We start from the raw sequence: 15,171 nt of genomic DNA on the forward strand, positions 1-15,171 counted from the left end.
AAAAGTAAAGATTTATACTATAACTGTGTTATCTTATTTATATTTTAGCAAAAAAATACAAAATCTATGTCAGCAAAAACCATACTAAAAAAATCATCACTTACTTTTTTAGAGAATTATTTAAATAATGCTTCTCCAACCGGATACGAATCAGAGGGTCAAAAACTTTGGATGGAGTATGTTAAACCGTATGTTGATACATTTATTACAGATACCTACGGAACTGCTGTTGGTGTAATCAACCCTGATGCGGCCTATAAAGTGGTTATTGAAGGGCATTCTGATGAAATTTCATGGTATGTGAATTACATCACTGATAACGGATTGATTTATGTCATCAGAAACGGTGGTTCCGATCATCAAATCGCACCTTCAAAACGGGTTAATATTCATACCAAAAAAGGAATTGTAAAAGGCGTTTTTGGCTGGCCTGCAATTCATACCCGAAATCGCGGTAAAGAAGAAACGGCTCGTATTGATAACTTATTTATCGACTTAGGCTGTTCAACCAAAGAGGAGGTAGAAAAAATGGGCGTTCATGTGGGCTGCGTAATTACCTACCCAGATGAATTTATGGTATTAAATGAAAATAAATTTGTCTGTCGTGCTATCGATAACCGAATGGGTGGATTTATGATTGCCGAAGTGGCTCGTTTATTACACGAAAATAAAAAGAAATTGCCTTTTGGTTTATACATTACCAATTCTGTTCAGGAAGAAGTTGGTTTGCGTGGTGCCGAAATGATCACTAAAACCATAAAACCCAACGTGGCTATTGTAACTGATGTTTGCCACGACACCACCACCCCAATGATTGACAAAAAAATTGAAGGTGAAACGCAAATTGGAAAAGGTCCGGTCATTACCTATGCTCCGGCGGTACAAAATAATTTACGTGAACTAATTATAAACACAGCAGAGGAAAAGAAAATTCCGTTTCAGCGTTTAGCATCTTCTCGAATTACAGGAACAGATACCGATGCGTTTGCCTATAGTAATGGTGGCGTTGCGTCAGCTCTAATTTCACTTCCTCTTCGCTATATGCACACCACCGTTGAGATGGTTCATCGAGATGATGTGGAAAACGTAATTAAATTAATTTATGAAACCTTGTTGAAAATTGAGAATAACGAAACGTTCTCCTACTTCAAATAAAAATAACTAAAATTTAAAATTCCCGATGCTATTTTTCGGGAATTTTTGTTTTAAAAATGATAGCTTTGCAAAAAAATAAAAGCAATGATAAATCCTTCTGCACAGGGTTGGGTAGATAAGTTTTTCAGCAAATATTATTTGTTGAATTCACCTTATTTACATAACACAAAGGATTTTTATTGTAAAACGAGAGAAACCGGTTTCATCTATGGTCATGTGGTTAGTATTGATACATTGGAACCTTTATCAATCCGAGGATGGACTTCGGAAGAAGTTTCTAAAGTGGCTCTACTAAATACACTTTTTGGCATTTATCAGTTGACTGAAAAAAATCCCTCAAAAAATTCTTTTATCGATTTGACCTTGGATTTTTATAATTTAATGCATCCAAAAGGTTTTTCATTTTTTAAAAAGATGCTACCTTCTGAAAGTAAGGCCATTCAATTAGAAAAAATAATTGACGCAAGGGTGCAAACCAATGACAATCTTTTGATTAAAAACTTTTCGCACATAGTCACCAATGCACTTTTGTTTATTGATGTTTTGTCCTTCCATAATTATTTAATAAACAAAGAAATAACCAAGGGTTATGTTCAAAAACTGGAAGAAACCATTGTAGGTATTGTTACACTTGCTTTAACAACCAAATCAAACAAATCGCAGTATGATGATTTGTTAATTAAATTATTTGAAACCTCTGTACGATACACCAAATTTTCAGGATTCAAAACAACTGATTTAAAAGCCTTGAATTTAGATTTTCTTCAAACCGATTTAGAAAAATACTACGTCATGGATTTGGCAGGTATGGCAATTTGGTCTGATGAAAAAATGGAAAAAAATGAAGTTGCCTTTTTATATGATTTAGGTGGCATCTTTAAATTTGAGCAATTTTATGTTATTGAGAGTTTATCAGCTATTGATGAATTTATTAAAAAACATAGAAATGATATTCCGTATTTCAATTATTCCAACCCGATTAAGCATTTTTATGATCAAACTACTCAGACAGTTGTCATGCTTATCACTCGAAATAAAAAGCGGTTGCATAAAGAATTGACTGAAAGTAAAGATTTGGTCAAACTTCTAGCCGCTTCTACAACCAGAGAACTCAATACTGACGAAAAGAAACGAATGAAAAAACAATTGTTGGATGTCTGCAAAACCGTACCATCGCTAACCATTTTTTTGCTACCCGGCGGAAGTTTGCTTTTGCCTATTTTGATAAAGTTTATTCCGCAGATGTTACCTTCTGCTTTTAATGAGAACTTGGATTAAAAAAAACAATAAAAAGGAAGATTTTCTATATTATTTCTTGTGTAATGGAATCTACTTCTTCTTATTTTATGAACTCAATTTTTTGAACTTCTTCCATATTCACACTGTCAAAAAAGCCTTGCTCATTCATCCATTCATCACTAAATACTTTACTCATATAACGTGAGCCGTGATCCGGAAATATGGCAATTACATTAGAATTTGCATCAAACTCCCCTTCTTCGGCAAATTGTCTAATAGCTTGAACGACTGCACCGGAAGTATATCCAACAAACAAACCTTCTTTCACGGCAATTTCTCGTGTAGTGTGAGCACTTTCCTCGTCGGTTACTTTGATAAATTTATCAATGATGTCAAAATCTGTTGCCGTTGGAATTAAGTTTTTACCTAAACCTTCTATTCGATAGGGATAAATCTCTTCATTGTCAAATTCTTTGGTTTCATGGTATTTTTTCAACACAGAACCATACGCATCAACCCCTAAAATTCTAATATTTGGATTTTTTTCTTTCAAAAATTTTGCGGCTCCTGATAAGGTTCCACCCGTTCCACTACAAGCAATTAAATGTGTAATCTGACCGTTTGTTTGTTCCCAAATTTCAGGACCGGTAGATTTGTAGTGAGCATCAACATTTAATTGATTAAAATATTGATTAATGTAGATAGAGCCTTTTGTTTCCTCGTGTAAACGTTTCGCTACATTATAATAGGAACGTTCATCATCGGCAGATACGTGTGCTGGACAGACATATACTTTTGCTCCCATACTTCGCAACATATCAATTTTATCGCGAGAAGACTTTGAACTTACAGCCAAAATGCAGTTATATCCTTTGATAATGCTAACCATTGCTAAGCTAAATCCTGTGTTTCCGGAGGTTGTTTCTATAATTGTATCACCCGGTGAGAGTATTCCTTGCTTTTCAGCCTCTTCTATAATGTAAAGTGCAATTCTGTCTTTGGTTGAATGACCTGGGTTGAACGATTCAACCTTAGCATAAAAATTACCTTCTAAATTATCTGTAATTCTATTGAGTTTAACTAATGGCGTATTCCCAATTAAATCCAATACACTATTATAAGCTTTTATCTGTTCTTTCATAAAAAATATGTTAGTCAAGGCAAACTTCTATTGTTTTTGGCAACCTTAAAACCTTGCAAATTTATAAAAAAAAATTTTACTTTTCAATTCCTTCTAAATCTAAAAGAAAACTAAACTCTTTTGCCAGCTCTTTTAAGGCTTCAAATCTTCCTGAAGCCCCACCATGACCCGCATCCATGTTTGTATCTAAAAATAATAAATTTTTATCTGTTTTTAATGTTCGTAATTTGGCCACCCATTTTGCCGGTTCCCAATATTGTACTTGAGAATCATGTAAACCGGTAGTCACAAGCATATTAGGATAATTTTGTGCTTTTAAATTGTCATAAGGCGAATATGATTTCATATAATCATAATATTCCTTGTCATTCGGATTTCCCCATTCATCGTATTCACCGGTAGTTAATGGAATTGTTTCATCCAACATGGTAGTAACTACATCTACAAAAGGAACTGCAGCAATCACCCCATTGTATAATTCAGGAGCCATATTCACTACTGCACCCATCAACAAACCTCCGGCAGAGCCTCCTTGTGCATATAATTTCTTGGGATTGGTATACTTTTGTTCTATTAAAAATTTTGAACAATCAATAAAATCAGTAAACGTGTTTTTCTTTTTTAATAATTTTCCGTCTTCATACCATTGACGCCCCATATCTTCTCCGCCTCGGATGTGGGCAATCGCATAAATAAAACCCCTGTCGAGTAAGCTTAAAATAGTAGAATCAAAATTAGGATCCATCGAGTTGCCGTAGGAACCATAGGCATATTGCAGCAACGGATTATTTCCGTCTTTCTTCACTTCTTTGCGGTAAACCAACGAAATAGGAACTTTTGTTCCATCCGTTGCGGTTGCCCATACCCGTTCTTCTTTGTAATTATTTTTATCAAATTTTCCACCCAAAACAGCCATTTCTTTCTTCACTTCTTTTGTTTTGGTCTTCATATTAAAATCGATAACCGAATACGGAGTAGCTAACGATTGATAGCCATAACGAAGAATATCAGTATCAAAATCTACATTAGTTCCTACAAAAGCGGAATATGTTTCAATTTCAAACGGCAAATAATACTCACCGCTGCCACTCCAAGGCATGATACGGATTTTGTTTAAACCATTTGAACGCTCCTCGACAACCAAGTAATTTTTAAAAATTTCAATTCCTTCTATCAAAACAGCTGCGTTGTGCGGAATCAAGTCCACCCAATTCTCGGATGTTGTAGCGGTATCCGGCGTTTTCATTACCTTAAAATTGGTTGCTTTGTCTTTGTTGGTAACAATGTAAAAATGGTCATTATAATGTGAAATATTGTATTCTAATCCTCTTGTTCTGGGATGAAAAACGTTAAATCGATCAGTAGGCTTATTGGCATCTAAAATCTGAAATTCTGAGGTCAACGTACTACTGCTGTTAATTACCAAGAATTTCTTCGTTTTTGTTTTGGCAATGTATACACTGAAGGTTTCATCTTTTTCATGAAAAACCAATTCGTCTTTTTTGGCATCAGAACCCAAAACGTGTTTGTGAATTTTATCCGAACGTAAGGTAACTTTTTCTTTAGTGGTATAAAACAACGTTTTGTTGTCGTTAGCCCACACAGCTGCACCGGAAACATTTTCAATTTTGTCTGACAAAAGTTCTCCGGTCTCTAAATTCTTTACCTGTAAGGTGTAAATCCTTCTTCCTACTTTATCGGTAGAAAACGAAACCAATTTGTTATCTTCACTCACATTCAAACCGCCTAAATTGAAATAAGATTGCCCTTTTGCCATTTCATTGCAATCAAACATAATCTCTTCTTTAGCCGTTAAACTTCCCTTCTTTCGTGCATAAATCGGGTATTCTTTCCCGGTTTCAAAGCGGGTAATGTAATAGTAACCGTTATATAAATAGGGAACAGACTCATCGTCTTCTTTGATACGCGACTTCATTTCCTCAAACAAATCTTTTTGAAAAGCCTGCGTGTGAGCCGTCATTTTCTGGTAGTACTCATTTTCATCTTTAAGGTACTGAATCACTTCCGGATTTTCGCGGTCATTCAACCAATAATAAGGATCTACACGTTTATCCCCATGTTTTTCAAGAACAGTATCTTTTTTAGCCGCAATTGGCGGCACTATGTTTTCTGACATATTAGCTTCTTTTTTTTGACAAGAAGTTGCAAAAATAACACAAACTAAACTTAACGCTAACGATTTATTCATAAAAAAATTATTTACTCAAAACTATGCAATATACTACATTTGCAGTTCACAAACCATAAAAATTATTAACATGTTTGGAGACCTAATGGGAATGATGGGGAAACTTAAAGAAACCCAACAAAAAATCGAAGAAACTAAAAAACGTTTAGACCACGTTTTGGTAGACGAACAAAGCAATGACGGGCTTTTAAAGGTAACATTAACCGCAAATCGCACATTAAAATCAATCGATGTTCACCCCACTTTGCTCGAAGACAAAGAGCAATTAGAAGATTATTTGATTTTGGTTATGAACAAAGCCATCCAAAAAGCAACCAACGTAAACGAAACAGAACTCGCTGCAGTCGCCAAAGACGGGATGCCGAATATCCCGGGAATGGATATGTTCAACAAATAACCGAAAACAGACAACAGACAACAGACAACAGACAACTTTTTAAGAAGCGAATGGCTCGGGCTTTTTCAGCAAACCCTATTCCCGCTTTCCGTTCCAATATAATTGGCAAAATTAAAAACTTTGCCAAAGATGATTTCCACTGCAATCGGGGCTAGAAAGGAAACCATTTAAAAATCGCTTTTCAAAATTACATTAAGCTTTTATTTATACTTTCAAACTCTTTTTAATTGCTCTTTTTAATTTTCCATTATTACTTTTTAAAACTACAACACCACAAGTTGCAGAAGTTCCAAACAGAGAAAGTGCCTTATCACCTTCAATTATTTCAATCGAATCGATAGAGATACTATTAAAATAGTTAATAATTATAGTGTTTTTTGGATATTGATTTAAGTCTAGTAACCTGATACTATTTTTTTGAGTCAATACAAAAATAATTTTGCATTTTGTTCTCTTTCTAATTGCATCTGACAGATCTTCTCCTTTATCAACTTTAATTACAATTATTTCTGGAATATCTGGTTTCGAAACAATTGAGTCAGATTTAATTTTTTCAATAATCTTCTTAATTTTTTCTTCTTTAGAATTAATTTGTTTCAATTCATTAATCCATTCTAAATTATTTCTTTTAGAAACTAGTGAATCAATATTTTGTCCAATGCATAAGAAAGAAAAAAATAAAGTGATAAGTAGAAATATTGTTTTCATTTTTTTTCTGACGTTTTTATAAACTTGAAAAAGATTCATTAATTCCCACTAAAAAACCATTTTTTCTAACGCTTCCAACACATACGTGTGCATTACTTCCTTGTAATCCAAATGCGTTACCAAACGCAATTTTCCTTTTCCTAACGAACTAATCGCAATATTTCGTTGCTTCAATTTTTCAATCACCACCGCATCTTGAATCGTTGGTTTTACTGAAAAAATAACAATATTTGTTTCCACAGACTCCACCGATTGCACCCAATTTGTTTTCAAGAGGGCTTTGCCTAATTCTTTTGCTCTTCGGTGATCTTCTGTTAATCGTTCTATGTTGTGCTCCAAAGCATAAATTGCCGCAGCAGCTAAATAACCGGCTTGTCGCATACCACCGCCCAGCACTTTTCTAATTCGCATCACTTTTTGATAATCCTTTTCACTCATCAACAAAACCGAACCAATTGGTGCTCCCATTCCTTTGGAAAAACAAACCGAAATCGTGTCAAATAATTGCCCGTAATGAAGCGGATCTTGATTTTTAGCCACCAAAGCATTCCAAATTCGAGCACCATCTAAATGATATTTCAAGCCGTGTTTATCACACACTTTTCTAATTTCTAACAAATCTTTCATTTCATAACAAGCTCCACCCCCTTTGTTAGTCGTGTTTTCCAACGAGACCAAGGTCGTTAACGGACTATGGTAAAAATCCGGCGGATTAATCGCATCCTCTACTTGTTCAGCAGTAATCATTCCACGATTTCCATCCAACAAACGGCATGAAACACCACTATTAAACGAAACACCTCCACCTTCATAATTAAAAATATGAGCATATTTATCGGCGATCAATTGTTCGCCCGGTTGTGTGTGTAATTTTATCGCTGCTTGATTCGCCATTGTTCCACTTGGAAAAAACAACGCCTTTTCCATTCCAAAAAAAGCAGCCGTGTACGCTTCTAATTCATTCACGGTAGGATCTTGCTTAAAAACATCATCACCTACTTTTGCATTAAACATCGCACTTAACATTTCAGGGCTTGGCTTGGTAACGGTATCGCTTACTAAATTTATTTCCATTGAATTTTTATTTTTTTCTGTACGGACAGGTCGCGAACTGGCTCTACACAATTATTAATTTTCACCATTAGGACAAATCACAACTTGTTCCTACATTTGCAAAAAACAAAACTACAATAATTATGACAAATACCGAACAAATAAAAGGTATTGTAGAGCGTCTTGGTGCGTTGAGGAGGTATCTTTGACATCGATAAGAAATTAATCGAGATCACCAACGAAGAAGAAAAAACGTTCGATCCAAACTTTTGGAACAATCCCAAAGAAGCCGAAATCGTAGTCCGAGACCTTCGCTCTAAGAAAAAATGGGTAGAAGATTATCAAAAAGGATTAGCCTTAGTGGAAGAACTTCAAATGGTTTTCGAATTCTTTAAAGATGGCGATGCCACCGAAGAGGAAGTAGATGCCATTTACGAACAAACCAATACCTTAGTTGAAAACCTGGAATTCAAAAATATGCTTTCAGACGAAGGCGACAATTTGAGTGCCGTATTACAAATTACTGCAGGAGCCGGCGGAACGGAAAGTTGCGATTGGGCTTCAATGCTGATGCGTATGTACCTCATGTGGGCGGAAAAAGAAGGCTACAAAATTAAAGAACTTAACTTTCAAGAAGGCGACGTAGCTGGTATTAAAACCGTTACACTAGAAATCGAAGGCGAATATGCTTTTGGATATTTAAAAGGCGAAAATGGCGTACACCGTTTAGTGCGAATTTCTCCGTTTGATAGCAATGCCAAACGCCATACATCCTTTGCTTCTGTCTATGTTTACCCATTGGTAGATGATACGATTGAAATTGAAATTAATCCAGCAGATCTAGAGATCATTACGTCAAGATCAAGCGGTGCCGGTGGTCAAAATGTGAATAAAGTGGAAACAAAAGTGCAGTTGTTTCACAAACCAACCGGAATTCAAATTCAGTGTTCAGAAACGCGTTCGCAACAAGACAATCGACAACGAGCGATGCAAATGTTACGTTCGCAATTGTATGAAATTGAACTCAAAAAACAAATGGCTCAGCGTGCCGACATCGAAGCCGGAAAAATGAAAATTGAATGGGGTTCGCAAATCAGAAATTATGTGATGCATCCGTATAAATTGGTAAAAGACGTTCGTTCCGGACACGAATCCAGCGACGTGGAAGGCGTGATGAATGGCAATATAGATGCCTTTTTGAAAGCTTACTTAATGATGATGGGACAAAAAGAAGAATAAGTAATTTAGATACTATTATAGTTGAATAACTTGTCTTTTTAGATGGGTTATTTTTTTTACAACGTAATATCTTTTGTGAAATTTATAATCAAACACACTTAAATTTGGTTTTTATTACTTTAAAACCTTATTTTTAGAAAAATATTTACTTTCGATATGAAAACACATACTTTACAAGAAATTAATGCTGTTGTAAACGGAATAATTGTGGGAAATACTTCGCACTCAATTGAAGCTCCCGAGCAAATTGAACGAGCCAACGAAAACCACATTACGTTTATTGGTAATAAAAAATATGAAAAATTTTGGGCCGATTCAAAGGCTTCCATTGCAGTAGTAAATGAAGATATTTCAATTGAACCCGGCGACAATAAAGCGTTCATCAAAGTAAAAAATGCCGAATTAGCGATGTCGCAAGTGTTGGAATTTTTTGCTCCACCTCCACCCCATTTTGAATTTGATATCCATCCCACAGCAGTGGTTCACAGCTCAGCAAAAATTGGTGAAGGAACACGAATTGGTGCTCATACCTATATCGGTAAAGATGTTGTCATCGGAAAAAATACAACCATTTATTCTAATGTTTCCATTTTAGACGAATGTACGATTGGAAATGAAACCGTAATTTGGAACGGAGCTGTTGTTCGTGAACGTTGTCACGTGGGTTCACATTGCATCCTTCACCCTAACTCTACCATTGGTGCGGATGGATTTGGTTTCCGACCTTGTCCGGAAAGAGGTTTGGTAAAAGTCCCTCAAATCGGAAACGTAATCTTAGGAAATTGGGTAGAAATCGGTGCCAATTCCTGTGTCGATCGTGCCAAATTCAGCTCCACCATTTTGGGCGATGGTTGCAAAATTGATAATTTAGTTCAAATCGGACATAACTCTATTCTTGGTCGTTTTTGCATTATGGCCGGAAACAGCGGTTTAGCCGGTTCTGTCACGTTGGGAGATGGCGTAATCATTGGCGGAAGTGCTTCTATCAAAGACCACGTAACCATTGGTTCGGGTGCTATTGTGGGTGCTGGTTCTGGTGTTACTGCCGATATTCCTGCCGGAGTAACCATGCTGGGTTATCCTGCGGTGGAAGCTCGTACTGCCTTAAAACAATGGGCTGTTTTAAAAAGATTGGCTAAAAATTAAACCATTCAGCTCTTTAAATCTCAAACGTTTTCGTAATTTCGCACACAACAAAATTTACATTCTTTATGGACATTAACTTCAATAAAAACGAAGATCACAATAAACTCATATTAGCCGAATTAAAAAGACGTTTTGCCATTATCAAATTAGGCGGTGGCGAAAAAAGAATTGCCAAACTACACGCTGAAGGCAAAATGACTGCTCGTGAACGCATCGATTATTTATTGGATGAGAAAGCCAAAAGCATTGAAATCGGTGGATTTGTCGGTGATGGAATGTACGCCGAACACGGTGGTTGTCCGTCCGGAGGTGTGGTTGTAAAAATTGGTTACATCAAAGGAAAACAATGTATTGTGGTGGCTAATGATGCGACTGTAAAAGCCGGAGCTTGGTTTCCTATCACCGGAAAAAAGAATTTACGTGCTCAGGAAATTGCCATCGAAAATCGTTTACCAATTATTTATTTAGTAGATAGTGCGGGTGTTTACCTTCCGATGCAAGACGAAATTTTCCCCGATAAAGAACATTTCGGACGCATTTTTAGAAACAATGCCATTATGAGCAGTATGGGAATTACCCAAATTGCTGCCGTGATGGGAAGTTGCGTTGCCGGTGGTGCCTATTTGCCTATCATGAGTGACGAAGCCATGATTGTCGATAAAACCGGAAGCATCTTTTTAGCCGGAAGTTATTTAGTAAAAGCCGCCATTGGCGAAAACATTGATAATGAAACCTTAGGCGGAGCCACAACACACTGCGAAATTTCAGGTGTCACCGATTATAAAGCCAAAGATGACAAAGATGCGTTAGACAGAATTAAAAGCATTGTTAGCAAAATTGGCGATTATGACAAAGCCGGTTTCAATCGCGTAAAAGCGGAAAAACCTGCGTTAAAAGAAAGTGATATTTACGGAATTGTTCCGAAATCAAGATCCGATCAATACGATATGATGGAAGTTATCAAACGTTTGGTCGATAATTCAGAAATGGATATGTATAAAGACGGTTACGGTCAATCTATCATCACCTGTTATGCACGAATTGACGGTTGGGCGGTTGGAATTGTAGCCAATCAACGCACAGTTTCCAAAACAAAAAAAGGCGAAATTCAGTTTGGCGGTGTGATTTATTCCGATTCGGCGGACAAAGCGACTCGTTTTATTGCGAATTGTAATCAAAAGAAAATTCCGTTGGTTTTCCTTCAAGATGTAACCGGATTTATGGTGGGAAGCAAATCAGAACATGGCGGAATCATTAAAGACGGTGCCAAAATGGTGAATGCGGTTTCCAATTCGGTTGTGCCGAAATTCACGGTTGTCATCGGAAATTCCTACGGAGCAGGAAATTACGCGATGTGTGGAAAAGCATACGACCCACGTTTAATTTTTGCTTGGCCAAGTGCCGAATTAGCCGTGATGGGTGGAACGCAAGCCGCAAAAGTATTAGCTCAAATTGAAGCTTCCTCCCTAAAAGCCAAAGGCGAAGTAGTGGACGAAGCCAAAGAAAAAGAATTATTCGATAAAATTAAAGCCCGTTACGACGAGCAAGTTTCCCCCTACTACGCCGCTTCTCGTTTATGGACGGATGCCATCATCGACCCGCTCGAAACCCGAACGTGGATTTCAATGGGAATTGAAGCTGCGAACCACGCTCCGATTGAAAAGAAATTTAATTTGGGAGTGATTCAAGTATAAATTGGCTTAGTTTTTGAATTAAAAAATGAAAATCAATTGCAATGAAAAAAATTCTCTTTTTGCTGATTACTTTCATTTCAGCTTCAGTTGCTGCTCAAAACGAAGACCATATAGGGACTTATGAATATTATAGTAAAGATGTAAAAGGGGATGTGATTAAGTATGAATTAAAATTAAACACTGATCAAACGTTTACTTTTCACTTTTACCGAAACATCATTTGTTCGGTTTGCAAAGAAGAAAACAGTTACGGTAAAGGAAATTGGAAAATTGAAAATAAAATTCTTCATTTTTCAACCAATGAGGATGATTTGGATACAAAAAACACGTTAAACTTTGCAGGAACAACAGCCCGTTTAATCAAAAAATCACCAAGAGACTTAACAGACAAAATTGTGCCTACCGCTCTTCAATTCTATAAATCCAACATTTTTTGGATTGAAAACTTAAAAATTTCAAAGAAGGAATAAAACCCAAAACCATCCAAATTCCGATTTCCTTTTATAGCTTTGCAGCGATGAAAAACCATTCGCATTTTATCGCTTTCAAACAAAACATTTCAGGTATTCATTTACCTCAAAAATTCACTTTTCCGTTTTACTACGAACCTCATCAATTGAGTAAAATAGCGGCTTCCGAATTGCAAGACTATCTGCAAACCCAAACCGATTGGGAACACAATTTCGGTCTCCAAGAAGGACAAAAAGGCTTAGTAATCGGAAAAATGTTTGGCGTTTTAGTCGTGCAAAATCAAGCAGGTGAAATCGGTTATTTAGCCGCATTCTCCGGAAAATTAGCCGATAGCAACGAACACCAACACTTTGTTCCGCCGGTTTTTGATATGTTGAAACAAGACGGTTTCTTTAAACAAGAAGAAAAAATCCTAAACGAATACAACCGCAAAATTGAAGCGTTAGAAAACGAAACAAACTTCATTTCGTGTCAAAATGAGCTCGCTTCTACCCTTTTGAATGCCGAAAAAGACAAAACCGAAAAGAAAGAACTTAGCAAACAAAACAAAATCATTCGTGATGAAATTCGGATGAAAGCTGAAAATGAATTAGACTTTGAATCCTATAAAAGCACACAAAAAAGGTTGAGCAAAGAAAGTCAGTTAGAAAGCATTCAGCTCAAACAAATGAATCATTTTTGGAAGGAAGAAATTGCGAAAGCTCAACAAAAAGTGGATGATTTTCAATCCAAAATCAATCAATTAAAAGAAGAACGTAAAGCGAAATCGGCGGCGTTGCAACAAAAATTGTTTCAGCAGTATTCCTTTTTAAATCAAAATGGAGAAACCAAAAGTTTAGGAGCCATTTTTGAAGATAATCCTCCGGCAAGTGCGGGTGAATGTGCCGCTCCCAAATTGTTGCAGTATGCGTTTACACATCAACTCAAACCCATTGCGTTGGCAGAATTCTGGTGGGGACAATCGCCCAAATCCGAAATCCGCAAACACGGTCATTTCTATCCCGCTTGCACCGGAAAATGCAAACCCATTTTGGCTCACATGTTGCACGGAATGGCATTAGACGACAATCCGCTCTTGCAAAATCCGGCAGAAAACAAAGAATTAACCTTTTTATACGACGACGAGTATTTGTCGGTTGTGCATAAACCGGCGGAGTTTCTATCCGTTCCCGGAAAATCGATACAGGATTCGGTGTATAGTCGCTACAAAGAAAAATTTCCCGAAGCAACAGGTCCGTTGATTGTGCATCGCTTGGATATGTCCACTTCCGGCATTTTGGTTATGGCAAAAAGCACTGAAATCTATTTGAATTTGCAAGCGCAGTTCATGAAACGAACGGTGCAAAAACGCTACGTTGCCTTACTTTCCGGAAAAATTGAGCAAGACAGTGGCGAAATCAATTTACCGTTGCGAGTCGATTTAGACAACCGCCCCAATCAGTTGGTGTGTTACCAACACGGCAAACCCGCTAAAACGCAATGGAAAGTCATCGAACGACGAGCAAACACCACGTTGGTACACTTTCACCCCATCACGGGACGCACGCACCAGTTGCGGGTGCACGCCGCCCATCCCGAAGGTTTAAATACCCCCATTGTGGGCGACGATTTATACGGCACCAAAGCCGACCGCTTGTATTTGCATGCCGAAGCTATACGGTTTTGGCATCCGGTTTTGGGGAAGGAATTGGAGGTTGTGGATAGAGTTGCGTTTTGATTGGATGGATTGTAAACTGTTGAGCATACTATTTATTGAGTCATCAATCTGTCACCATTGATGCTTTATCTATGCTTTATCCATACTTTATCTATGCTTTATCTATACAGTTGACGGTTGTTGGTTGTTGGTTGTCGGTTGTTTGGTGGAGTTTTGGGAAGCTGTTTTAATGTTTTTTTTGGAGAAAAGTAGTATTTTTAGGGTTTTGATTTTAGTTTTTTTTATGGCAAAAATAATTGTACTGCCCTCCTATCTTGATGCTTTGGTGGCTTTGGATGTGGAGATTGCGGATTTGAATGAGCAAAAAATTAGGTTGTTGTTTGAGCTGTTAGGTATAGAGCTAACGGATGCTGATTGGGAAAAAATGTTAGTGTGGGAGCTTATCATGATAACTGTATTGGACAAGCAAATGGCGGTGCAACTAAACAAGTTGAGTGCTTATGTGCCGCGGTTGAAGTTTGTGGTGCGGACAGACTGTATTCTTTTTACTTTATTGCAAGGAGATAAAAAGCGGCGGGTTTGGAAAGAACGGTAGATTACCGATTTTTACATAAAAATTTCCTGATTTGACAACGCTAGATTTGAGAAATTGAGTATTTTTGTTTAGTACTTTGTCTAAACCTACTTTATGTGATTTGCTTCGCCTGTTCACTATCGTTCGGGTCTCCTATCGTCGAAATGACACAGGACTGGCGAGATGGTTTATGTGATTTGCTTTGCCTGTTCACTATCGTTCGGGTCTGCTATTGTCGAAATGACACACATTTCGGATGACAAAATTGGGGAGCGTTGACGGTTGTTTGCAAGGCTGAATACTGAGAATGTTGATTGGTAATTTGCCACGGATTGGACGGATAGGCAATTGATAATTGACAATTGATAATTGACAATTGATGATTGACAGATAATTGACAATTGATAATTTATAACCGATAGCAGGTGAATGACAAAAAAGCTACTCCGGAGAGTAGCCTTTTCTAACTAACAAGTGTTTGTATGGCG

At 37.0% G+C, this 15,171-nt stretch carries 13 protein-coding genes; 9 read left to right on the forward strand and 4 right to left on the reverse strand.

Annotated features, from left to right (window positions below):
- Positions 1-66 precede the first annotated feature (66 nt).
- Both B0I10_RS07140 and B0I10_RS07145 read left to right on the forward strand, forming a co-directional pair.
- The gene (locus tag B0I10_RS07140) at positions 67-1,155 is read left to right on the forward strand and encodes a M42 family metallopeptidase (RefSeq protein ID WP_112085813.1); all 1,089 of its coding nucleotides are present in this window, start codon (positions 67-69) and stop codon (positions 1,153-1,155) included.
- An 84-nt stretch (positions 1,156-1,239) separates the two neighbouring features.
- Positions 1,240-2,433: an LETM1-related biofilm-associated protein gene (locus B0I10_RS07145; RefSeq protein WP_112085814.1), complete on the forward strand. Its 1,194-nt coding sequence runs from the start codon at positions 1,240-1,242 to the stop codon at positions 2,431-2,433.
- 61 nt (positions 2,434-2,494) lie between these two features.
- On the opposite strand, the gene B0I10_RS07150 is transcribed toward B0I10_RS07145, so the two are convergent.
- The gene (locus tag B0I10_RS07150) at positions 2,495-3,535 is read right to left on the reverse strand and encodes a PLP-dependent cysteine synthase family protein (RefSeq protein WP_112085815.1); all 1,041 of its coding nucleotides are present in this window, start codon (positions 3,533-3,535) and stop codon (positions 2,495-2,497) included.
- Between the two features lie 76 nt (positions 3,536-3,611).
- Entirely contained in the window at positions 3,612-5,672 is a 2,061-nt protein-coding gene (locus B0I10_RS07155; protein ID WP_112085837.1) for a S9 family peptidase, read from the reverse strand.
- A gap of 142 nt (positions 5,673-5,814) precedes the next feature.
- Here B0I10_RS07155 and B0I10_RS07160 point away from each other — a divergent pair, with 142 nt between their 5' ends.
- A complete protein-coding gene (locus B0I10_RS07160; RefSeq protein ID WP_112085816.1) occupies positions 5,815-6,141 on the forward strand; it encodes a YbaB/EbfC family nucleoid-associated protein in 327 nt (108 codons plus the stop codon).
- Between the two features lie 204 nt (positions 6,142-6,345).
- Here the strand turns inward: B0I10_RS07160 and B0I10_RS07165 are convergent, their stop codons facing one another.
- Together B0I10_RS07165 and B0I10_RS07170 are read right to left on the reverse strand one after the other, a co-directional pair.
- A complete protein-coding gene (locus B0I10_RS07165) occupies positions 6,346-6,849 on the reverse strand; it encodes a hypothetical protein (protein ID WP_146740320.1) in 504 nt (167 codons plus the stop codon).
- A gap of 48 nt (positions 6,850-6,897) precedes the next feature.
- A complete protein-coding gene (locus B0I10_RS07170; RefSeq protein WP_112085838.1) occupies positions 6,898-7,923 on the reverse strand; it encodes a threonine aldolase family protein in 1,026 nt (341 codons plus the stop codon).
- A 122-nt stretch (positions 7,924-8,045) separates the two neighbouring features.
- On the opposite strand from B0I10_RS07170, the gene prfB reads away from it, so the two are divergent.
- The 6 genes from prfB (at position 8,046) to B0I10_RS07200 (ending at position 14,704) form a co-directional block, all read left to right on the forward strand.
- A protein-coding gene (prfB, locus tag B0I10_RS07175) for a peptide chain release factor 2 (protein WP_112085818.1) occupies positions 8,046-9,141 on the forward strand; the annotation gives its coding sequence in 2 pieces (ribosomal slippage) (positions 8,046-8,108 and positions 8,110-9,141; 1,095 coding nt in all).
- 156 nt (positions 9,142-9,297) lie between these two features.
- Complete coding sequence (gene lpxD / locus B0I10_RS07180; RefSeq protein WP_112085819.1) at positions 9,298-10,287, forward strand: UDP-3-O-(3-hydroxymyristoyl)glucosamine N-acyltransferase; 990 nt, start codon at positions 9,298-9,300, stop codon at positions 10,285-10,287.
- 65 nt (positions 10,288-10,352) lie between these two features.
- A complete protein-coding gene (locus tag B0I10_RS07185) occupies positions 10,353-11,981 on the forward strand; it encodes an acyl-CoA carboxylase subunit beta (protein ID WP_112085820.1) in 1,629 nt (542 codons plus the stop codon).
- Between the two features lie 41 nt (positions 11,982-12,022).
- Positions 12,023-12,451: a hypothetical protein gene (locus B0I10_RS07190; RefSeq protein WP_112085821.1), complete on the forward strand. Its 429-nt coding sequence runs from the start codon at positions 12,023-12,025 to the stop codon at positions 12,449-12,451.
- A 47-nt stretch (positions 12,452-12,498) separates the two neighbouring features.
- Positions 12,499-14,169, forward strand: coding sequence for an RluA family pseudouridine synthase (locus B0I10_RS07195; protein ID WP_112085822.1), 1,671 nt, complete (start codon positions 12,499-12,501; stop codon positions 14,167-14,169).
- A 223-nt stretch (positions 14,170-14,392) separates the two neighbouring features.
- Positions 14,393-14,704, forward strand: a complete 312-nt coding sequence (locus B0I10_RS07200; protein WP_146740321.1) for a hypothetical protein — start codon at positions 14,393-14,395, stop codon at positions 14,702-14,704.
- Positions 14,705-15,171 lie beyond the last annotated feature (467 nt).

It is taken from the genome of Flavobacterium lacus (genome assembly GCF_003268815.1).
Classification (GTDB): domain Bacteria; phylum Bacteroidota; class Bacteroidia; order Flavobacteriales; family Flavobacteriaceae; genus Flavobacterium; species Flavobacterium lacus.